Origin of the sequence: Streptomyces canus (genome assembly GCF_030816965.1) — a bacterium.
Lineage (GTDB): Bacteria > Actinomycetota > Actinomycetes > Streptomycetales > Streptomycetaceae > Streptomyces > Streptomyces canus_E.
The window spans coordinates 8,706,125-8,726,573 of the sequence record NZ_JAUSYQ010000002.1; the positions used below are offsets into that span (position 1 = coordinate 8,706,125).

Genomic DNA, 20,449 nt, shown 5'->3' on the forward strand with positions numbered 1-20,449 from the left:
GTTCTGCCAACACCATCTGGTGTTGCACCGGAGCCTGGTGAGCTCGCTCATCTCGTGAGGTACCCGCCGTCGACCGGATGATCGCTTCCGGTGATGTATCCCGCTCGGTCGGACACGAGGAACGCCACCAGGTCGGCGACCTCCTCCGGCCGTCCGCGCCGATGTGCCGGTACCGAAGTCAACGCGCTTTCGAGTTTCCCCGGCGGCAGGGCGTCGGTCATGGGGCTCTCGACGATGCCCGGCGAGACCGACACCACCCGGACCCCAGCGGCGGCGTACTCGCGGGCCGCCGCCTTCGTGAGGCCGATGACGCCGTGTTTGGCCGCCACGTACGCCGAGTGGTTCCGCATCGACGTGTGCCCGGCGACCGATCCCACGGTAACCACCACGCCCCGGCCAACCGCGCTCATCACAGGCAACGCGGCCCGCAACAAGTAGAACGTGCCGCCGAGATTTGTGCGCACGACCGCTTCGTAGTCGGCCAGCGGGTACTCACCCAGCGGGATGAGCGGGCCCGAAATGCCAGCGCAGGTGACGGCGATGTCGAGCCGGCCGAACTCGCCCACCACCCCGTGAACGAGGTTGTGCACCTGATCCGGGTCGCCGACGTCCACCGGCCACGCCCGGCCCGCGGGCCCGAGTTCATCCGCGATGTGGTTCCCCGCGCGCTCGTCGAGGTCGGCGATCACGACCAGGCAGCCGGCCGAGGCCAGTCGACGGGCACAGGCCGCTCCGATGCCCGAGGCACCCCCGGTGATCACGGCGACTTTGCCGTTCATCGTTGCCTCCTCAGTCACGTGGGAGCCCCCGTGCTTCGGGAATCATCGGCAGCCGATGTGGTCGTTCCACCGTGCCCACCCGGGTTTTGGGGCGGAAGCCGGGTTCGGGCACCAGCCGCCATCGCGCCGCGATGGTCGCGATGACGATGACCAACTCGGTCCAGGCCCACCCTTCGCCGATGCACAGACGATTGCCCGCGCCGAACGGGATGTAGGCGAACCGCGGCAGGTCACCGCTCCGCTCCGGCAGCCAGCGGTCCGGGTCGAACCGCTCCGGAGCCGGGTATAGTGCCGGGTCCCGGTGCAACGCGTGCGGGCTGAAATAGACATCGTCGCCGGGATCGAGCCGGATCTCACCGATGGCCACAGGCTCCAGCGCACGCCGCATCAACAACCACACCGGGTGCAGGCGCAGGACCTCCTGGGCGACGCGTCTGGTGTAGGACAGTTCCGGCAGGTCCGAGATCGTGGCCGCCCGGCCCATGAGCACGGTGTCGACTTCGCGGTGCAGGTGCTTTTCGATCTCGGGATGCCGCGAGAGCTCGTGCCAGGTCCAGGCCAGCGTGGCGCTCATCGTGCCGGTACCGGCGACGAACATCGTCAGCAGTTCGTCGCATACCTCGGCGTTGCTCATCCGTTCACTGCCGTCATCGTTGTTCGCTGACAGCAGCATGGACAGGAGATCATCGTCGTCACCACCCGCTCGCCGTCGTTCGATCAGCTCGGCGAGTGTCGCGCACAGCACCGCTTTCTCGTCCTGTCCCGCCGCGGGTCTGCCGCTCTCGCGCCGCAGCCGCAGTCGGTCGACCCATGCCGCCACGGGAGACAGAGCGCGTTTTGTCGCCTTCTGGCGTATCGAGAGCCAAGCGGTGATCGACTTGTCGAGCATCGCGTTCCGGTCCGAGCCGAACAAGACATCCAGCAGTACGTCGAGCGTCAGGCGGTTGAGGTGCGCGGTAAGTTCGACCGGTTTTCCCGGCGACCAAGAAGCCAGCGAATCCACCGTTCTGGCGGTCATGACGTCGGCGTAGCCGCTGATGCGATCCCAGTGGAACGCGGGCTGCGCCAAGCGCCGCTGCCTGCGATGGAAACTCCCGGCCGAGGTCACCAGGCCGTTCCCCAGGTGGGTCCGCAGCTCGTCGAACATCGCGCCCTTGTCGAATTTCCGTGCTTCGGTCACCAGCACGGCGCGGATCAGGTCCACGCTGGTGACCACCAGCACCGGCCGGGGACCAATGAAGATCGTCGTGACCTCCCCCCGGTCGCGCAGCGATCGCGTGAAGCCCAGCGGGTCACGGGCCAGGTCCACACTGTGCCCGAGCAACGGAATCCTCATGCTGTACGTCCCAGCAACGCGCGATGATGGGCCTGTGCGGCACGCACACCCATCGTCACGAAGGCGTGGGTCTGGGTTTGGAAATGTGTCAACAAGGGCCGCGGGCCGTACATCTCCGGCTGTCCCGGCCAGGTGCCGTCCGCGCGTTGTGTCCGCACCAGGTAATCCGTGCCGGCCAGCCACCGGTCGCAGTCGCTGACCTCCGCGCGGTACAGCGCCGTCAACGCGAGTCCGGTCGCACTCGCGCAGCTTTCTTCACCGGGTTCGGGAGACCAGCCACCGTCCGGGTTCTGGGTCGAGGCGAGCTCGTTCGCGGCGCTTACCGCCGCAGGCTGGTGCTCGAGCGCCTCGACCAGTTCCGATGTCGCATAAGGAAAGCCTCGATACCACCCGGCGGCCCGGCGGCCGGTCGGCCCACGTGTCTCGGCAAGCCATGCGCGGGCACGGTCGAGGGGGATGGAGTGCTCGCCGGCGTGGCGGCTCAACGCGGAGATGACGTGGGCGACGACATCCGGCACCGCGGGATCCTCGCTGAACTGCCAGGTTCGCCAGAGACCGTCAGCGGTTTGGCGGTCGGCGAAGTACGAAATCGCGCGTCTGACGCGGTCCGTATGCAGGTGACGCCCGGCGAGCGCGATCAGGGCCGCGCTCGAACTGTCGTTGTCGGACTCGAGATGGGCGGAGAACGGCCAGCCACCGTCATCGTTCTGGGTGCGGCAGAGGAACTCGATCGCTCTTGGTCGGCACTCCCGGTCGAACAGGGGCACGCCGTTGAAAGCCCGCATCATCAGGGTGGTGTCCCAGACGTCGCTGGAACAGAACCGCCAGGTGCCGTCCGAGCGCTGATTGCCGATCAGCCACCTACGAGCGTCGGACCACTGACTCGTCCTCGGTGCGACGGCGTCCAGCGCCAGGAAGGCCAGAGCCGTACTGATCGGGTTGCCGTAGAACGACCCGTCGGGGCTTTGGTGCTTCTGGAGTTCACCGGCCGCCTCACCTGCGGTGCCCCAGTTGGCGGCGTACGCCTCGACCAACGTCATGGCTGCGAACAGTTCCGCCTTGCTCCACGGCTTGAGCCGGGTATCACCACTGGCGTCGCACCCGCGCCGGATCGTCTCCCGCAGCTCGACGGGATCGAGGCCGCCGAGGACTGAACGGCCTTTCCACAACGCCAGCACCTGGATCAGCCTTGCCCTCGCGGAAACGACCGTGCCGGCGAATTCGGGCGACCTGAGGTCCAGCACACAGTGTTCGTCAAGGGCGAGGGACCGCAGGGCGGTCTCGAATGCTTCGGCAGCCGGGTGATGGCGTTGCACGACAGCACCGCGCAGCCAGCGTCTGGCCTGTCGGGACGCTACGTCAGCTGTTCGTTTCAAGGCCAGGCAACCCAAAGCCGTTTCGGTGACACGCGGATCGGGGATACTGACCCACCCGCCGTTGGCGCATTGTCGTGCCGCGCACCATTCGGTGGCCAGGGTGAGAACCTGTTCCAGGTCGTTCAAGGCCATATGGGTTTCCTTTCCCAGGGCTTGTATCGGGATATGACCGCGATCAGCTGGTGCGTCCGGCGTGGCACCCGCGCGTCACTCGGTCCGTAGGACCGCGTGACACGCATTCCGGGTGCCACGCATTCACGGCGGGCACTTCCACAGTGGACGGAGGCTATGCGGCCTCAGTCGACCCGTCCTCCTCGACGGGCCCGCTCTGGTCCTGGACGCGGCCGGTCTGGACCTGAACGGTCCGGCGCCGGGTCACGTACCTGCCGCGGCCCGTGTGCGTCTGGCGCGGCGTTGCCGCGGCCGGGTGGGGCAGGCGTCGGCGACGGCGCAGCGCAGCGTGCGGTGCCCGGCAGTGCGGGAGATGCTCAGGCGGATCGGGCCTTGGGTGTGCGTGAGTGCGTTCGTGACCAGCTCGCTGACCAGGAGTTCGGCGGTGTCGGTGTGCTCGTGCAGGTGCCATACGGCGAGCTGGTCGCGGGTCAGCTCCCTGGCCCGGGCGCCAGCCCGCGTGGCGCGCTCGAGTGGCCAGGAGACCGTCTCGCGGGCGGGTCCGCTCCGGCGGCTGGCCAGGCGCAGAGCGGCCAGCGCGGCTGCTTTGGTCCGCAGCCGCAGCAGGCGGTTCAGCGGGGCGGGTGCGGCGGGACGGCCGGGGGGTGCGGTGGGAGTCATGACAGTCCCTGCTCGAGGTGCAGGGCCACAACGCGGGCCATGGCGTGGTTGGGCGCGTCCCGCGACGGACACGGCGGCTGGTGTACAAACATGGTTGAACCTTCGATCTCCACCGAAAACCAGTGGTGCAAATATCAGATCCTTCGGGCGTCGAGAAGGGGACCCGGAAACTACCTACAACGGCACCTACTTCTCCGTATCCGGCTGCGAACAGGGCGGCGGGAGCGTTTGCCCGCTGCGGCCAGCACCACCTGCGCAGGCCCGCCGAAGTCCTGCGAGGCCGCAAAGGCCCTGGACGCCGGGCGCAGGGCTTGATCAAGTTCCGTAGCTGTCCTGGTGGCACTGTCACGTTGGTTGATGGCGTGGGATGATCTTCGGGTTGATCATGCTGGAGGGGCCGTCCGTGGAGAGCGCACCGCCGTCGTACAGGGGGCACCGGTACCCGGTCGAGATCATCTCCCACGCGGTGTGGCTGTACCACCGCTTCCCCCTCAGTTTCCGCGAGGTCGAGGAGCTCATGCTCGAGCGCGGAGTGGTCGTCTCCTACGAGACGGTGCGGCGGTGGTGTCTGAAGTTCGGGCAGGCCTATGCCAACGCGCTGCGCCACCGGCAACCTGGGCCCGGGGACAAGTGGCACCTGGGCGAGGTCTTCGTCAGGATCAACGGCGAACAGTGGTACCTGTGGCGGGCCGTCGACCAGGACGGGACGGTGCTGGACATCCTCGTGCAGAACCGCCGGGACAAGGCCGCGGCCAGGCGCTTCTTCCGCAGGCTCCTGAAGAAGACCGGTGCTGTGCCGCGGGTGATCGTCACCGACAAGCTCCGCTCCTACGGCGCGGCCCACCGCGAGGTCATGCCCTCCGTGGAGCACCGCTCTCACAAGGGCCTGAACAACCGGGCCGAGAACAGCCACCAGCCAACGAGGCAACGCGAACGCGCGATGAAGGGCTTCCGCTCCGTCGGCGCAGCCCAGCGGTTCCTGTCCGCGTTCAGCGGCATCTCACCCCACTTCCGGCCCCGCCGCCATCTGATGACCGCCGTCGACTATCGAGCCGAGATGACCGTCCGCTTCGCGATCTGGGACCAGGTCACTGGCGCCGCCGTCCAGCCCACCACGCCCTGAGCACCCGGCCGGAACCCGGCCCACCACACCCCGACGCACCGTCAGACACCCACACACCCAACAACGTGACAGCGCCCCCCGCTGCCCCGCCCCGTGTGTTGGACGACTCTCTGTATGAGCACGAAGGTGGTGGTTGGCGACACTCGCGGTGGGCATGAGTGTTGATCTTGGTGGGCAGTCTGATCTTGCTTCGTGCGCGACGACATGGTGTGCACGAGGTGGAGGTGCGGAGTGCGGTCCACCCCCCTACCCTCACGCTCGCTCATGACCAACATGATCCCCGACCACCAGAGCCAGGAGAGATGCCCTCCCCAACAGGTTTCTCCAGCCGCCCCCGATCGCCGAGACGCCAAGCGACACCGCGTGCATGAAGCCGACACCGTGTTCACGACGACCCCGGCGGCCTGACGGCCGCCGGGGTCGTTTCATCCCGTCCCATCGACAACCACAGCGTCGCCTTGGCGCACACCTTCAGCGTCGCTCAACACCCGTGCGCAGTGGCCGTGGTGTTCTTCACGTACGGCCCGCGGGACGCGGAGCCGGAGGTGAATGCGTAGCGGTTTGGGTATTCTCCCCCATTTGCTGCACCGAAACCAACCGACATGCTTGCCTACTGATCGAACCTGCGTGGCGCTTGGATGCCTGCAGGTACGCGGGCCCGACACGCCCCTCCGACAAAGGTTTGGATCTATGACGCTTTCCCTTCCTCTGCCTATAGCTGCCCCTGCCGACGCCTTGAGGCCGCGCGCGTGCATCGCCGCGGTCCAGTCGCGGGATCCCTTGTACCGATACAAGCAAGAAGCCCCGAATCCCGCCGTTGCCGACGCTGCTCCGCCATCCACCCGCGCACCGCGCTGCCGCAGGCGATCCCGCCGAGGAGGCCGGTGACCGCCAGGGGCATACCCTCCGGGGTCCTGACCAGGGATTCCGTGACCGGACCACCCGGAATACTGTCCAGGCTGAGGGATGGTCAGGTCTTTTGTTGTTGGGAGTCAGCTCAGGGTCTCAGAGCGTTGTGGTGAACCGTGCAGCGTTCGAGGCAGCTGGGTGGGCTGAGGAGTTCGGAGGTGGTTCAAATCGTCAGATGGTCGATCCGATACGACATGCGAATGCCCGACCTAGGAGGACGATCTCGCGCCGCACAGTACGCGGCCGCGCTGGAGCAAATCGCCTGGGCGGACCGGCACGGCCGTCCCACCGTGTTCATTCCCGAGCATCATGGCACTTCCGATGGCTATCTGCCATCCCCGCTCACGATGAGTGCGGCGACGGCGGCGTGCACCTCCCGAGCGACAATCCTGCCATGCTTGGTGCCGACCCTTCGAGATCCGTTCGCGGTAGCGGAGGATCTTGCTGTCCTCGACCTGATATCGGGCGGGCGCACGGAAGTACTTTTGGTCGCAGGTTACCTGCGTCGCGAATTCGCCATGTTCGGCGTCGAATTTGACAAGCGAGGCTCTATTTTTGAGGACAAGATCGCGGTAATTCGGCGCCTCCTGACCGGCGACACCGTCACATATCAGGGCCGAACGGGGCAGATCACTCCACTGCCCGTGCAGCGTCCGCCGAAAATGATTCTCGGCGGCAGTTCCTTGGCGTCGGCCCGACGCGCGGCGGTTCTGGGGGATGGCTACTGGCCGGCTGTCAGCGCCCCACGGCTGCAACAGATCTACCTGACACTGTGCGATCAGGCCGGTCGACGAGCAGGATTCATTCCGCCACCAACGATTCAGGCGATATTCGTCGCCGAAGATCCAGAACGAGAGTGGACACGGATCGGCCCGAGTGTGCTACATGACATGAACGAATACCGAAAGTACTCGGCCTCGACACCAGGAGCCAGTCTATATGCACATCAAACTCTCGACACGATAGCCGACGTTCGCAAGACTGGTATGTACCTCGTGGTCACGCCAGCCGAGTGTGTCGAACTCGCGATGTCGCTACTCCCGGAGCAAGGACTGCCGCTGCACCCGTTGATCGGCGGCCTCGACCCAGACATAGGTTGGTCGAGCCTGGAACTCTTCGCCAACCGTGTACTGCCGGAGCTCGGCGAGTGACGAGTAGTTGCACGCGGCTACCGACTGGTCTGGAGGAACGATGAGCATCGACCTGTCAGGACGCACTGCGCTCGTCACTGGAGCCACCAGTGGTATCGGGCGTGCCACCGCAATGACCCTCGCCGCTGGCGGTGCTTACGTTGTGCTGTCCGGACGTGATGCGGAGCGGGGGAGCGACGTCGTCGCCAAGATCGCCGCTGCTGGCGGCAAGGCCGACTTTGTGGCGGGCGAACTGTGCGATGCGAGCAGTGCGCGTGCATTGGCCACCTGTGCCTGTGAATTGGGTCGTGGCCACGTGGATGTGCTCGTCAACAACGCTGGCGTTTTCCCGCTCGGGCCGACCGCAAATACCGAGGAAAGCGATTTCGATGCAGTGCTCGGTCTCAACCTGAAGGTGCCGTACTTCCTGGTAGCCGAGCTGGCGCCGAAGATGGCCGAACACGGTGGAGGGGCCATCGTCAACGTGTCGACAATGGTCGCGGAGATCGGTATGGCCGGCATGGCGCTTTACGGTGCGAGCAAGGCGGCGCTGGAGCTGCTGACGAAGGCATGGACCGCTGAGTTCGGGCCCTACGGCGTGCGGGTCAACGCCGTCGCCCCCGGACCTACTCGTACCGAGGGAACGGCGCCGCTGGGCCCGGCACTCGATCAGCTGGCGGCAGCCGCCCCTGCAGGCCGGGTCGCGTCGTCACAGGAGATCGCTGACGCCGTGGCATATCTGGCCAGTGACGCCGCCAGTTTCGTGCAGGGTGTGGTGTTGCCGGTCGACGGTGGCAGGGTTGCCATTCTAAGCAGCGTGTGATTGCGCCAGCCGATGACAGGGCGGTCTTCACCGCGTGGCAACATCTGCCGCCCTTGCTCGGGGGCATGGTGGCGACGCGCTTAGTACTCCAGCAGCACTTTGACGTTTTCCCTGCTCAGGGGCGGTTTGGGTGAGTGTAATGGGCCGGTTGACGACCCGTGTTCTCTTTTCCGGGCCGCCCCTCGATCGTGTGCAGCCGCCGCTGATAGTGACAGCGTTGGGCGACGGCTTGGCGTCGTCTGCGCCAGTGTGACCGTCTCAGTGGGCGGTTCGTGAGTCTATGAGTGGTTCTGGTGTCGCCTGATGGTGTGAGCGAAGCCGGAACGTTCCGGTCCGGTGCCGGTGGCCTGCTGGGATCGGTGGGATGAGTGAACGCAAGCCGTATCAGAGCGACTTGTCCGACGAGCAGTGGGCGTTGATCGAGCCGGTACTCACGGCCTGGAAGAACCGGCACCGTTCCGTGAGCGGCCACCAGGGCCGCTATCCGCTGCGGGAGATCGTGAACTCGATCCTCTACCAGTCCCGGACCGGCTGTCAGTGGGCCCTGTTGCCGAACGACCTGCCGCCGAAGAGCGCGACGTACTACTACTTCGCCGCCTGGCGGGACGACGGCACCGACCAGCAGATCCATGAACTCCTGCGCTGTCAGGTGAGGGAGAGGAACCGGCGATTAGAGGACCCGACCCTGGTGATCCTGGACACCCAGAGTGTCCGGGCGGCCACCGGGGTCCCCGCGGTCACGACGGGCAAAGACGCCGCGAAACGGATGCCTGGCCGCAAGCGGGGACTGGCCGTGGACGTCCTTGGCCTGGTCATCGCCGTCACCGTGGTGGCCGCGAGTGTCCACGACAACGCCGCTGGCATCGCTCTGCTCGACCAGGTCGCCGTCGCGGCCGGCGGTTCGGTCAGCAAGGCCCTGGTCGACCAGGGCTTCAAGAACCAGGTCGTCACGCACGGGGCCGCCCTCGGCATCGACGTCGAGATCGTCCGGCGCAACCCTGAGGAGCGGGGATTCGTTCCGCAGCCGAAACGGTGGCGGGTGGAGCAGACGTTCGGGACCCTGATACTGCACCGGCGCCTGGTCCGCGACTACGAACACCGCCCGGCCTCCTCCACCTCACGCGTCTACTGGGCCATGACCCACGTCATGGCCCGTCGGCTCACCGACGCGAGCACGCTCACCTGGCGCGATCCGCAGGTGGCCGGCGCGTGAACCTCAGCCCCCTCCTTCAGGCGCTCGACCTTCAGGAAGATGCAGCCCGGGCCCTGGCCGGCGATCTCCGCACCCAGATCGACACCCTTCAGACCCAGCTCCGAGAGGCCGAACTGCGTCTGGAACACCTCGCCATCACCCGCACGACCATCACCGGCCTCGCCGACCGAATCCCGGTCCAGAGCCCCGACCGGTCAGAGAGCCTGGAGCTGCCCGAGCACCCGGACTACCCGCGCATCCTCGCCGTCTTCAACGACACCACCGGCCCACTGAGGGCCCGCGACATCTGCCAGACCCTTGACCTCGAGCTCTTGCCGAAACACATCGAACGCACCCGAGCCAAGATGAAACGCCTGGTCACACTAGGAATCCTCACTGAGGCCGAGCCCGGCACCTTCAGCAAGAAGCAGTAACCAAGTCCGGAACGGACATCAACTCACGAACCGCCCACTCAGGGCGCGTGCACTGGTGAGGTGTTGGTGAACGGCGAGGGGTGAGTGGACAGTTGCCAGGAGCCGCCGAACTTCTGCCACGGTGAGGGGCGCGAGGCAGGAACCGTTTCTGCTGCCCCTTTTGCCGCGGCGTCGGCGGCCATGACGGCCAGGAAGGCGTGCGCCAGCATGGCCAGGGTGATGTGGCGCATCCAGCCGGTGTAGCGGCGGACTTCGTACTGGTCGAGGCCGCACTCGTTCTTCGCGGCCTGGAAGGCTTCCTCGATGGCCCAGCGCATCCCGGCGACGCGTACGAGGTGCTCGACCGTGGTGCCGAGCGGTGCGTGGGCGAGGTAGTAGGCGATCTCTTCGGGCTTGCTGATGCTGCGGCGTGCCAGTGCCCACCGCTGGTGGATCGGCATCTCGCCGTCGAAGTCCTCGATGGATGTGATCTCCAGGGCGGCCCAGTGGTAGACGCGCGGGCCCTTTGCGCCGTCACCGCACGAACGTTGCTCCCACGCTTCGTCGGGGGCCTGGGAGAAGAGGTGATCGATGCGTCCGAAGTGCGGCACCTGCTGGGACCTGGGGACCGCGAGCACATATCCCAGACCGGTCTCCTCCAGCATGCGGCGCAGCCGCCACTCCTGGCCGTAGGCCGCATCTGCGGTCACCCAGGCGATCGGCAGCGGCGAGGCTATCGCCCGCAGCACCATGGCCTTGGCCAGGTCGGGTTTCGTGGCGAAGGCCCGCTCGTCGGGGATGTGGGCGGCGCGGCAGCGGTCGCGGTCGTCGGTCCAGGACTTGGGCAGATACAACTCCCGGTCCACCAGGGCGCGTCCGCGTGTGGTGGCGTAGGCGGCGAACACGCCGATCTGGCAGTTTTCGGTGCGGCCGGGGGCCCGTATTTCAATAACTGTCAGCGACGGGTTTCCGCGGGGGTTGTTCGGGCGTGTAGCTGTTCCAACGTGCGGGCGGGCGATCCGGGTATCGGCGTGACGAGGATTCTGTGCAGGTCCAGGAGCCGTTTTGCGTCCTGGTACTGGATGGACAGGTTGGTGCGGTTGACGCCCAGTAGTTGCGCCCAGGAACGTCATGGTCACCACTCTGCGGCGGCGCAGGATGGCTGCCAGGAGCCGGTGGGTGTGGTCCACGCTGCTGGTCTGTGGGTGACGGTAGCTGCGCGGGCGGTGGAAGCGTCGCTGGAATGCCGCCTCGGCCAAGGCGTCCCAGAAAGGCTCCGAGACCGCCACCAAATACTCGAAGGCGATTCGTGACATGCCGGTCAGGGCCGGATCGGTGAGCATCGCGGTCAGGGCCGGGTCGGCCCGGCATGTCGTTGCCGGCGCGTCTGGCGCTCGCGGTGGAACGGGAGACAGTGTGTAGTTCCAGTCACCGTGGAAGGCATTGGGTGTGATCGCAAGAGCGTGAAACTCGGCGGGTGTCACGCTGATGCCGAGGTCGTAGCTGCCTGTGTCCAGTTCGGCCGTGATGGTCAGGCCGGTCTTGGTGGTTGTGGCGGCGATGGTCTCGAGGACGACCTGGTAGCTGGTCAGCGGCCGCCCCCGCCAGTTCGCGGTGATGTGACAGAACATCCGGTGGTGAAGTCGGCCCGGGGCGCGGTCTCGTCTTTCGATCGAGCCGTTTCCCCGGAGCCGCTTCCCGCACCCGGCGTGCCGCTCTCACGCAGGGCGGTTGCAAGTTCCGGGGTCGTGCGGCTGGTCGGGTTGTGACCGGTTGGGGCGCATAGCAGAGCAGGCACGGGCTTCGTGATCATTGTGGTGTCTAAGCCAGATGATCACGAGGTGGCCCGTGCCTGCTGCTGCATCCTCTCCCATTCCTGCCGTGCTGGTGAAACTGGGTCCGCTGGACACCGGCCGGATCGCCGACCTGCGCCCCTACTTCGACTCGGTGCCCGACCCGCGCTCCCGGCGGGGCCGGTGGTACTCGCTGACAGCGGTCCTGCTGGTGTGTGCCTGCGCGGTCGTCTCGGGAGCGAGGAGCATCGATGAACTCGCCGAGTGGGGCCAGCGTGCTTCAAACGCGCTCCTGACAGTGATCGGGATCCGCCGCCACCTGCTGAGATGGCGGCGCGCTCCGTCACCGGCCACGATCGGCCGTGTGCTGGGGGCTGTTGACGGTGACGCCCTGGACCGGGCGGTGGGCGCCTACCTGGCCGACCGGCACCGCGCCGCCACCGAACCCGCCCAGGCGCCGTCGCCCTCCGCGTCCGGGCGGCCCCGCGCGATCGCTGTCGACGGCAAAGCACTCAAGGGATCAGCCCGTCTCACCGCGACGCGCCGGCACCTGCTCTCCGCGGTCACTCACGGCACCGTCGTGGCCCTCGCCCAGGTGGAGGTTGGCGCGAAGACGAACGAAACCACACACTTCCGTCCGCTGCTGGCACCCCTGGACCTGACCGGCACCGTCGTCACCTTCGACGCCCTGCACTCGGTCAAGGCAAACATCTCCTGGCTGGTCGAGACCAAGAAGGCCCACTACATCGCCGTGATCAAGACCAACCAGCCCACCGCCTACACCCAACTCGCCGCCCTGCCCTGGCAGTCCATCGCACTCCAGCACACCGCCTCCGGGACCGGACATGGACGCCACGAGTCGCGCTCGATCAAGACCTGCGGGATCGCCGACGGACTCGGCGGAATCGCCTTTCCCCACGCCCGCCTCGCCATCCGCGTCCATCGCCGCCGCCAGCAGACCGGCCGGCGTGAGACCCGTGAGAGTGTCTACGCCGTCACCAGCCTCGACGCCCATCAAGCCGGGCCCGCCGACCTGGCCGCCGCGATTCGCGGGCACTGGGGAGTGGAGAACTCCTCGCACCACATCAGGGATGTCACCTTCGCCGAGGACACCTCCACCGTCCACACCGGGACCGCACCACGGGCCATGGCGACCCTTCGCAACCTCGCCATCGGCGTGCTGAAAACCCTCGGAGCCGACAACATCGCCAAGACCACCCGGGCGATCCGCGACGAGCCCCAACGAGCACTCCCCATCCTGGGCATCACCAACGATTCGGACAGCTACGGAACTTGATCAAGCCCTGCGGCGAGGCAGGGTGGTTCGCCTGCCGAGGCCCCAGTGGTTCGAGAGCCCCTTCACGCACCGGTGGCTCACCTAGTCCGCGGTGACATGATCGAGGGCATTCATTACGGCTCCGTCGTCGTGCTGGCGGCCGACGGGCGCGTAGAGCTGCAGATCGGTGACATCGAGGCGGCCTTCTGTCCGCGATCGGCACTCAAGCCCCTGCAGGCGGTGGCCCTGGTGCGTGCCGGCCTGCCGCTGGAGGGAGAGCTGCTTGCGCTGGCCGCCGGCAGCCACTCGGGCGAGGAGCGGCACCTGGCCGCGACTCGGCGCATCCTGGACCTGGCCGGTCTGGACGAGGACGCGCTGCGCAACAGGACGGACATGCCGTACGACCCGGTCGTACGGGAGAGTTGGATCCGGCAGGCGCGCCTGCCTTCCCGGATAGCGCAGCACTGCTCTGGCATGCACGCAGCTATGTTGCTGACAGCGCGACTGCGTGGCTGGCCGCTGGAGGACTATCTCGACGCCGCGCATCCGCTGCAGCGGGCTGTGGCCGAGAGGGTGGAGGAACTGACCGGCCAGCGCATCGCCCAGGTGACGGCCGACGGCTGCGGTGCACCGCTGTTCTCGATTTCCTTGCACGGCCTGGCCCGCGCCGCCGCCCGAATCGCTACGGCCGCGCCGGGCACTGCTGAGGCGCGCGTGGCTGACGCGATGTGCGGGCACCCCGAGATGGCCTCCGGATCCGGCCGCGATGTCGCGTCACTGATGCGTGCCGTGCCGGGGTTGCTGACCAAGGACGGCTCCGAAGGCGTGCAGGTCGCCGCCCTCGGCGACGGGCGGGCCGTCGCGGTGAAGATCGCAGACGGCGGGGAACGCGCCCGTGTGCCGGTGACCGCGGCGGCGCTGGCGCGCTGCGGCGTCGCTCTGGTGGCCGTCGCTCAGTTCGCGAGCAGGCCGGTCCTGGGCGGTGACGCGGTCGTCGGCCGTCTTTGCCCCGCTCGCGCCCTGGCCCTTGGCGCCACCGGCGCGCCTGCGGTCGCTGCGGCTTGGACGCCGTTTGGGCCGTAAGAGGTTCACCGGAGGACGGGGACCACAGCAGGCCGATGTCTCCATCAAACCCGGTCTGGGTCTTGTCAAGCCTCTTGGATGAGAAGGGACTTGGCTCTGCGTTCGTCGGCGATCATGATGCGCCACACGTGATCGGCCAGGCGTCGTTTCAGGCACCGCTTCTCCTCTTTCAAGCTCTTCCCCTCAGCGAGTTTCCGCTGGTAATAGGCGTGTCCGGGTGAATTGGGCATGCGTATCTGCACGACTGCGATGGTGTGGAGCACTGAATTGAGCTGCCGGTCGCCGGAGCGGGAGAGCCGGTGGCGGGACTTGTCCGCGCTGGCGATTTCCACCGGTGCCGCGCCTGCGTAGTTCGCGAACGCCGCCGAGGTGGGGAAACGGGTCGCGTGTCCGGTGCGGGCGATCAGCCGAGCGGCCATGACCGGCCCGATGCCAGGTGTGTCCATCAACGTGCTGTCCGCCGCCTCGACGAGGCCCTGCATCTGCGTGGAGTTGTCCAGGAGCTTCTTGTCCAGCAGGCGGATCTCGGCGATCAGGTCCCGGGCGATGTCCTTGCGGACCTGTTCGACGTCTCCGGCGGGACGGACGGTCCGCAGCAAGGAGGTGGCCGGGTCCGCGGACAGCTGGGCCGGAGCGCCGCCAGGCAACAGGTCTCGCAGCAGTGCGTGCAGCTGGTTGACGGTACGGACGCGGGCCTGAGCAAGATTCACGCGTCGCTCATCCAACAGGGCCAGGGCCGTCGCATGGTCCTCGGGCTCGACGTCGCGTCCGTCGCCGTGCAGGTAGGCCGCGGTGGCCGCTGCTGCAGCGTCGATCCGGTCGTTCTTGAGCCGCCCGCCGCGCGAGAGTTCACGCACCCGACTGGTCGCTGCCGCGGGATCGCCGAACCGACCCACTTCAACCAGGCCCGCCTCTTTCCCCTCCCTGACGACGCGCCGAAGCGGCCGGCAGATCTGCAGAACGTGCTGGACGCGGTGGCGGCCCGCCACGACGCCTTCCGGACCCGGTTCACCCGCCGCCCCGACGGCACTTGGAGCGCCGTCCTGCAGGAGTCGACGGACCGGTCGAACTGGAGGAACACCTCGTGCAACCGGGCGCCACCAGCCCCGACACCGAGATACTCAACCGCTCCCACCATGGCTTCGACCTCGTTCACGGGCCGCTGTGGCGGGCCGTGCTGTTCACCGACCCCGCGCGCGGGCGCCGCTGGCTGCAGCTGGTAGCCCACCATCTGATCGCGGACGCGGTCTCCTGGGAGGTCCTGGCTCGAGACCTCAGCGCCGCCTACAGCCGCGGCCCCGGAGTGCTACCCGTCGCGCCGGGCATCACCGGCGACCTCGTGGCCCGCCCGCCCCAGGCGGACGAGGCCGCCTACTGGAAGGAACTGGCGAGCGCCCCCACGCCGCGCCTGTGTGACGGCGGCAGCGAGCGGGTCCCGTACGGCAAGCTCGACCACCACACCGTCCAACTGTCCAGCCACGCCACCACCTTGCTCCTCGACGCCGCCCAGCGCGAGGGCGCCTCCGTACCGGGACTGCTGCTGGCCGCCCTGAACCAGGCCCTGGCCCCGCTGTCACGCGGGGACGGCCTGTACGTGTTCGTCGAAGGCCACGGCCATCGGCCAGCCGGAGGTGACGCACCCAGCGAACTGAGCCTGGATCCCCCCCCTCGGATTCCGCTGACCAGTACTGACACGCGACCAGTCAGACTTTGACACCGCCCTGCGGTGCGGCTGACCTCCCCGGCCCGATGCGATTCCATCTCAGCTTCCGCGCCGCGAAGGAGGACTCGTGGCCTCCGTCAACTGGCGGAAGGAGATGTTCAACACACGCAGAAGGCCCAGCGTTTGGTGCCGGTTCCCCGGCCACTGGTTCTGCCTCTCAGCTTGAACGTATTCAGAGGAATCCATTCCGATGGATTGGGCCAGCCTCTGCACGCTGATCTGTCGGGCGAGCCGATACTCTGCCAGAGTACGAGGCTCCTCGATGCCCATCAGTTCGGTGGCCCGGCACCACAGCACATCCGCCAGCACGAAAAGTTCCGTTTCGGTGGGACGGTAGGCACCGCTCTCCCAGGCTATTATCCATTCGGTAGAAACGGGAGATCGGAGCACGGCCATCTGCTGGGCCACCTGCTGGTGCGACATGCCCAGTTGCTGCCGTGCTGACAGGGCACTGTCTGCGGAGAACGGCGGTCGATTCACTGCTTGCTCCCTTGCTTATGTGGACATGTGTTCCTGACCAATGCGACCTCGGGCCGCGCTCCTGGTCGCGGCTCTCGTCACGCCACTCGTCGCACCGGGGATCCTGCGTCAAGGCCGTACGCGGCCCTGTGACCTCCATGGAGGGGGTTGGTGAGCTCAATGCGGGTAGCCTCACATTGGCGCGGCCATCACGACCTTGCCACCGAGCACTCCGAGCCGTGGCCCGATCGACTCGGCGAGGCCGGTGCCCCGGTCTGGCCGCGGCTGCCAGGAAGGGCTCGGCAATCTCCGTCGAAATGCGGCGAGTTCGATGGGTCCGTACCCGAAGGCGTTCACACAACTCGTAGGTGCGGGAAGTCCTCCGCCGCGTCGCTGCAATCTGTAAGCCCCGGCAGAGCTGCCGTGGCGCCTCAGGCCGCGTGGCATCCGCCGCTGCCCCACAACGACCACCGGGGCAGCATCTTCGCGCTCCTACTGTCCACCGTGCATCGAGCGCTGCGCCTTCATAACCTGCTCCGCACTATCGCTGGAGCGCTGTACTGCTCGCCGTAACTATCAGCACGAGCGATCAGGTCGGCGGCGGCAACGAAGACCGCTGCGAGCGCTGCCACGCACACCGGATGCGCCTCCAGCAGGAGCATGGGCGCCCGGAGCCACTGGTACCGGTCTCCGGACATAGGAACAGGACCTGGCACGACAACGAGGGAGTTCTCGCCGAGGTACTCGTAGGGCGGCGGTGTGTCGGTTTCCCGGGAAAGGGCTGCTGCGAATTGTTTGCCCCCGCATGTGTCGAGGAAGAAGCCCACTCGTTGCGATTCGTGATCCATCATGACGGGACCGATCGGCGCCGCTCGACGCGCCAGTTGATCGAAGGTCTCCAGGCCGATACGCCAACTGATCATCACCACGTCGAAGAGGCGCCCTGTCGGCAGCAGGTAGAGTCGGCGCGGATTGTCGGCCCACGTCGCGCGGCACGTCTCAGGGTCGTCGGCAGCAGCGGACAGCCACTCGATTCCCCTCTCCATGTCACTCACCTCGGTCAGCGCGGTTCGGTGGCCCCTCCGGCTTCCGCACCAACAGATTCGTGCCGCAACCTCTGACTGGGCAGTTGGCGAGAGACGCCTGGCCTCCGGGGAAGTCGGCCTCCCAGGGTCGGGGGTGAGATCCCGGGGAGGCCGACCGGCCGCCTCCCGGACGGGGGGGATGAGCCTGGGGGCGACCGACGAACAAAACCATACGGCGCCCAAGACGATCTTGTGAGCAATCAGTCCACTGATGGGCCGGATGGGCAGACTAGATGTCCCCCCGGGGCATGACCGCCAACAACCGGCGTCTGCGTACAGAAGACCGAGCTCACAGGTGGCTGGGCCTTGACGGGCGTTGCCCCTTGATCGTGGACACCCTGATCATTGGATCGTGAGGATCCATAGGACAGGAGTTCCGGTTGGGGACGTCGAAGTACTCGCCTGAGTTTCGGGCCGATGCCGTCGCGCTGTACCACGCCAGTCCGGGTGGGACGTACGCCTCGGTGGCCAAGGACGTGGGCATCAACCACGAGACACTGCGGATTTGAGTGCGGGACGCCGAGGCGGCCGAACGGCCCGGAGCGGTCGAGGCCATCGCGATGGAGAAGGAGAACCGGCAGCTGCGGGCGCGGGTGAAGGAACTCGAGCTCGAACGGGAGATCCTGCGCAGGGCCGCGAAGTATTTTGCGGCCGAGACCAGCTGGTGAGCAGCCGCTTCCAGTTCGTCGACGATCACCGTGGCGCCTTCGGCGTCAAGCGGCTGTGTCGGATGCTGCAGGTCTCGCGTTCAGCTGGGTCTTGACCGGCCGAAGCGCCCTCTCCCCGTAGTTGTTGGTGAAGGGCACATGCAAGGGGTCGTCCGCGAACCGCAGGATCGAGTGGGCCTGGTCCCGCAGGCGTTCGAGCAGGTTGCGGGCCGGGGACTGTTTGCGGCCCGGCGCTCTGGGGTGCTCGGAGAGTCCGACGGTGATGCCCTGGTGGAAGGCATCCAGGTGCAGCAGCAGGGCCTCGGGGGTGATCTCGCCGATCTCACCGGCGCGTACACGCAGGGCCTGGGTGTTCAGTCCGGCCAGGGCCCACCGGATCTGCTGGTGCCACTTCTGGTGGGGGAAGTCCTCTTCGGCGGAGGTCAGTTCACGGATCAGATGGGCGCCGCACAGCTGATGGGTGCAGTGCGGGTAGCCCGAATACAGCGAAAGCGAGTCGTGGACCAGGACGCCCCGGTAGTGCGACAGCACGCCGCCCGTGTCGGCTCCCGCGCGCGAGCGCGGAGCGAGATGGAGCAGGGTGAGGAGGTCGGTGCAGGCCACGTGCAGCCAGCGCCGCACGGAGCCGATGCGGGTGGTGGTCTCGTCCGCGTGCAGGACGTGGCCCAGGATGAGCAGGGCCCGGATCAAGTTCAGGGAATCGCCGACCAGGCCGGCGGCCTCGCCCGGCAGGGAGGCCACCCAGCCGGTGGAGACCTCCGCCCCGGTCACATCCTTGATCAGCTGCGCGGTCCGCTCGACGGGAATGTGCTGGAACACCAGCAGATAGACGGCGAGCGCGCGCAGGTTCGGTCCGTAGGAGGACGGGGACCCGGCGATCTGCCCGGGCATCGGCTGGGCGGTGACCGTGCCGCAGGTGCACCGGCAGCGGTGCGCCCGGTGCTCGGTGATCTTTACCGTGGACAGGGGGATGTCCCGGACCTGGCGCCGCTCGAAGCCGACGCTGTCGCCCTGATCCGGTGTGCTTCCGCAGCCGGTACAGGCCGCCGGGACATGGTCTTCGGTGGCATCGGGCTTGTCGGTCATGGCCAGACCCGACCCGTCGGTGCCGGGCTGACGGCCTCGCTTGCGTCCGCTCTTGGGCTGCGGCTTCTTCTCCGGCCGCCCGAAGACGTCCGAGGAGGGCGGCATCGAGGAGTTGCCCGAGTTCCGGCCAAGACGCCGCTCCAGCTCCGCCACCCGAGCGGTCAACCACTCGTTGGCCACCGCGAGTTCGGCCGCCCGCGCCTCTGCCGCTTCGGCCCGCGCCTCTGCGGCCGCCACCTGCCGCTGGAGCAGTCCGATCAACGTGAGGAGATCCTCGCGCGACGCAGACTCCAGAGCGGACGACATGACCACGGATCCTGCCGCACCCACCCCGCACCTGTCACATCGTCAGGAGACGGACGCACGACCGACCTTCTGAATGCTTACTCGCGCCGGATGCTGCCGATCACCCGCTCGCAGTGGGCGTTCATCCGAGGTGTTCGCGGCGCACTCATGAGGATCTCCATCTCCTCGGCCTCGAAGGCGGCGTCGAAGGACTGGCCGTACTTGCCGTCGCGGTCACGCAGCAGGAAGTGCAGGGACTCCATGCGCGCGCCGAGGCCTGCGGCAAGGTTCCGCGCTTGCTGCACCGTCCACTCACGGGTTGGGTTTGAGGTGACGCCGGCGATGTACAGGCGTCGGGCGCCGTGTTCGAGGAACGCCAGCGCGTAGAGTCGGCGTCGTCCGAGGACAGTGTCGAGGTGGAAGAAGTCGACGGCGATGATGCCCTGGGCCTGGTTGGTGAGGAACTCCCGCCAGGTTGGCCCGGTACAGCGCGGGGCTGGATCGATGCCCGCTGCGTGGAGGATCTCCCATACCGTGGAGGCTACGATGGCGTGCCCGAGTCGGGCCAGTTCGCCCTGGATCCGCCTGTGTCCCCACCCCGCGTTCTCTCGAGCGAGCTGCAGGATCAGCTTTTTGAGCGCTGCCCTGGTGGGCGGGCGTCCGGTGCGGCCGCGTCGGGCGCTGTAGTCCCACTGTGCGGCGATGAACCTGCGGTGCCAGGCCAGCAGGGTACCGGGAGTGACCGCGAAGACCTCGCGCCAGCGGCGCCGGGGTATCAGGCTGGACAGTGCGGCCAGCCAGAACCGGTCGGCGGGCTCGTAGCGGACCGGGCTGGCGATCTGACGCCGTAGCAGCTCGTCGTCCTTCGAGGTGTCGCGGCGAAGCAGCACCGCGGGGACGGACAGCAGCTTGAGGGCTACCTTGTACAGCATCGAGAGGATCACGGCGGACATGGCCCCAGCCGGGACCGCTCTACCGTCCTAACCTGCGGCGATGACTTTACGAGCCCCACAGCACAGAACCGCAGGTCAGACATGTCATCCGGATGGAGCGGACCCAACTTGGCCAACGCGGCAGGGATCGGGGAAGATGAGACAGCGGACACGGAACCCTCTTGA

The 20,449-nt window shown here is 67.3% G+C and carries 19 protein-coding genes and 3 pseudogenes; 10 read left to right on the forward strand and 12 right to left on the reverse strand.

What is annotated here, in order from left to right:
• Positions 1–47 precede the first annotated feature (47 nt).
• The 5 genes from QF027_RS40670 to QF027_RS40690 all read right to left on the reverse strand — a co-directional run bounded on the left by QF027_RS40670 (position 48) and on the right by QF027_RS40690 (position 4,375).
• Complete coding sequence (locus QF027_RS40670) at positions 48–779, reverse strand: SDR family NAD(P)-dependent oxidoreductase (protein ID WP_307080442.1); 732 nt, start codon at positions 777–779, stop codon at positions 48–50.
• A 10-nt stretch (positions 780–789) separates the two neighbouring features.
• A complete protein-coding gene (locus QF027_RS40675; RefSeq protein WP_307080443.1) occupies positions 790–2,115 on the reverse strand; it encodes a cytochrome P450 in 1,326 nt (441 codons plus the stop codon).
• Complete coding sequence (locus QF027_RS40680; protein ID WP_307080444.1) at positions 2,112–3,623, reverse strand: prenyltransferase/squalene oxidase repeat-containing protein; 1,512 nt, start codon at positions 3,621–3,623, stop codon at positions 2,112–2,114. Before QF027_RS40680 ends, QF027_RS40675 begins: the two co-directional genes overlap by 4 nt.
• A gap of 243 nt (positions 3,624–3,866) precedes the next feature.
• Positions 3,867–4,283: a hypothetical protein gene (locus tag QF027_RS40685; protein WP_307080445.1), complete on the reverse strand. Its 417-nt coding sequence runs from the start codon at positions 4,281–4,283 to the stop codon at positions 3,867–3,869.
• Positions 4,280–4,375: a DUF5999 family protein gene (locus QF027_RS40690; RefSeq protein ID WP_307080417.1), complete on the reverse strand. Its 96-nt coding sequence runs from the start codon at positions 4,373–4,375 to the stop codon at positions 4,280–4,282. Before QF027_RS40690 ends, QF027_RS40685 begins: the two co-directional genes overlap by 4 nt.
• A 293-nt stretch (positions 4,376–4,668) precedes the next feature.
• On the opposite strand from QF027_RS40690, the gene QF027_RS40695 reads away from it, so the two are divergent.
• The 5 genes from QF027_RS40695 (at position 4,669) to QF027_RS40715 (ending at position 9,894) form a co-directional block, all read left to right on the forward strand.
• Entirely contained in the window at positions 4,669–5,406 is a 738-nt protein-coding gene (locus QF027_RS40695; protein WP_307082674.1) for an IS6 family transposase, read from the forward strand.
• Between the two features lie 1,067 nt (positions 5,407–6,473).
• The gene (locus QF027_RS40700; protein ID WP_307080446.1) at positions 6,474–7,466 is read left to right on the forward strand and encodes an LLM class flavin-dependent oxidoreductase; all 993 of its coding nucleotides are present in this window, start codon (positions 6,474–6,476) and stop codon (positions 7,464–7,466) included.
• A 40-nt stretch (positions 7,467–7,506) separates the two neighbouring features.
• Positions 7,507–8,268, forward strand: coding sequence for an SDR family NAD(P)-dependent oxidoreductase (locus QF027_RS40705; RefSeq protein ID WP_307080447.1), 762 nt, complete (start codon positions 7,507–7,509; stop codon positions 8,266–8,268).
• A gap of 364 nt (positions 8,269–8,632) precedes the next feature.
• Entirely contained in the window at positions 8,633–9,481 is an 849-nt protein-coding gene (locus QF027_RS40710) for an IS5 family transposase (RefSeq protein ID WP_307080448.1), read from the forward strand.
• Positions 9,478–9,894 (forward strand): hypothetical protein, encoded by a 417-nt coding sequence (locus QF027_RS40715; RefSeq protein WP_307080449.1) that lies wholly within the window; start codon positions 9,478–9,480, stop codon positions 9,892–9,894. The genes QF027_RS40710 and QF027_RS40715 overlap by 4 nt, the downstream gene beginning before the upstream one ends.
• Before the next feature lie 38 nt (positions 9,895–9,932).
• Here QF027_RS40715 and QF027_RS40720 read toward each other — a convergent pair.
• Positions 9,933–10,805: pseudogene (locus tag QF027_RS40720) on the reverse strand (IS701 family transposase); the annotation flags it as partial.
• 3 nt (positions 10,806–10,808) lie between these two features.
• A pseudogene (locus tag QF027_RS40725) lies at positions 10,809–11,519 on the reverse strand (ISAzo13-like element transposase-related protein); the annotation flags it as partial.
• Between the two features lie 235 nt (positions 11,520–11,754).
• Between QF027_RS40725 and QF027_RS40730 the strand changes: the two are divergent.
• Positions 11,755–12,963 carry an ISAs1 family transposase gene (locus tag QF027_RS40730; RefSeq protein ID WP_307080433.1) on the forward strand — a complete coding sequence of 403 codons (1,209 nt, stop codon included), beginning with the start codon at positions 11,755–11,757 and terminating at the stop codon, positions 12,961–12,963.
• A gap of 45 nt (positions 12,964–13,008) precedes the next feature.
• Positions 13,009–14,025 (forward strand): asparaginase, encoded by a 1,017-nt coding sequence (locus tag QF027_RS40735; RefSeq protein WP_307080450.1) that lies wholly within the window; start codon positions 13,009–13,011, stop codon positions 14,023–14,025.
• Positions 14,026–14,090: 65 nt separating this feature from the next.
• Here the strand turns inward: QF027_RS40735 and QF027_RS40740 are convergent, their stop codons facing one another.
• The gene (locus tag QF027_RS40740) at positions 14,091–15,014 is read right to left on the reverse strand and encodes a transposase (protein ID WP_307080451.1); all 924 of its coding nucleotides are present in this window, start codon (positions 15,012–15,014) and stop codon (positions 14,091–14,093) included.
• A 95-nt stretch (positions 15,015–15,109) separates the two neighbouring features.
• Here QF027_RS40740 and QF027_RS40745 point away from each other — a divergent pair, with 95 nt between their 5' ends.
• A complete protein-coding gene (locus QF027_RS40745; protein WP_307080452.1) occupies positions 15,110–15,739 on the forward strand; it encodes a condensation domain-containing protein in 630 nt (209 codons plus the stop codon).
• Between the two features lie 48 nt (positions 15,740–15,787).
• Here the strand turns inward: QF027_RS40745 and QF027_RS40750 are convergent, their stop codons facing one another.
• Both QF027_RS40750 and QF027_RS40755 read right to left on the reverse strand, forming a co-directional pair.
• Positions 15,788–16,228: a helix-turn-helix domain-containing protein gene (locus QF027_RS40750; RefSeq protein ID WP_307080453.1), complete on the reverse strand. Its 441-nt coding sequence runs from the start codon at positions 16,226–16,228 to the stop codon at positions 15,788–15,790.
• 503 nt (positions 16,229–16,731) lie between these two features.
• Positions 16,732–17,253: a bifunctional DNA primase/polymerase gene (locus QF027_RS40755; RefSeq protein ID WP_307080454.1), complete on the reverse strand. Its 522-nt coding sequence runs from the start codon at positions 17,251–17,253 to the stop codon at positions 16,732–16,734.
• Positions 17,254–17,672: 419 nt separating this feature from the next.
• On the opposite strand from QF027_RS40755, the gene QF027_RS40760 reads away from it, so the two are divergent.
• Positions 17,673–17,801: a transposase gene (locus tag QF027_RS40760; protein WP_307080455.1), complete on the forward strand. Its 129-nt coding sequence runs from the start codon at positions 17,673–17,675 to the stop codon at positions 17,799–17,801.
• Positions 17,802–17,960 carry a hypothetical protein gene (locus tag QF027_RS40765; RefSeq protein ID WP_307080456.1) on the forward strand — a complete coding sequence of 53 codons (159 nt, stop codon included), beginning with the start codon at positions 17,802–17,804 and terminating at the stop codon, positions 17,958–17,960.
• 45 nt (positions 17,961–18,005) lie between these two features.
• Here QF027_RS40765 and tnpC read toward each other — a convergent pair whose 3' ends face one another.
• On the reverse strand, positions 18,006–19,352 hold the full coding sequence (tnpC, locus tag QF027_RS40770) for an IS66 family transposase (protein WP_307080457.1): 1,347 nt from the start codon (positions 19,350–19,352) through the stop codon (positions 18,006–18,008).
• An 80-nt stretch (positions 19,353–19,432) separates the two neighbouring features.
• Positions 19,433–20,275 (reverse strand): annotated as a pseudogene (locus tag QF027_RS40775) (integrase core domain-containing protein); the annotation flags it as partial.
• Positions 20,276–20,449 lie beyond the last annotated feature (174 nt).

Coding starts and splice junctions, on each gene's coding strand:
- QF027_RS40670 (WP_307080442.1), bottom strand. CDS start 779: ATGAACGGCAAAGTCGCCGTGATCACCGGGGGTGCCTCGGGCATCGGA.
- QF027_RS40680 (WP_307080444.1), bottom strand. CDS start 3,623: ATGGCCTTGAACGACCTGGAACAGGTTCTCACCCTGGCCACCGAATGG.
- tnpC (WP_307080457.1), bottom strand. CDS start 19,352: ATGTCGTCCGCTCTGGAGTCTGCGTCGCGCGAGGATCTCCTCACGTTG.
- QF027_RS40690 (WP_307080417.1), bottom strand. CDS start 4,375: ATGTTTGTACACCAGCCGCCGTGTCCGTCGCGGGACGCGCCCAACCAC.
- QF027_RS40710 (WP_307080448.1), top strand. CDS start 8,633: ATGAGTGAACGCAAGCCGTATCAGAGCGACTTGTCCGACGAGCAGTGG.
- QF027_RS40695 (WP_307082674.1), top strand. CDS start 4,669: ATGCTGGAGGGGCCGTCCGTGGAGAGCGCACCGCCGTCGTACAGGGGG.
- QF027_RS40705 (WP_307080447.1), top strand. CDS start 7,507: ATGAGCATCGACCTGTCAGGACGCACTGCGCTCGTCACTGGAGCCACC.
- QF027_RS40675 (WP_307080443.1), bottom strand. CDS start 2,115: ATGAGGATTCCGTTGCTCGGGCACAGTGTGGACCTGGCCCGTGACCCG.
- QF027_RS40685 (WP_307080445.1), bottom strand. CDS start 4,283: ATGACTCCCACCGCACCCCCCGGCCGTCCCGCCGCACCCGCCCCGCTG.
- QF027_RS40755 (WP_307080454.1), bottom strand. CDS start 17,253: ATGGAGAGGGGAATCGAGTGGCTGTCCGCTGCTGCCGACGACCCTGAG.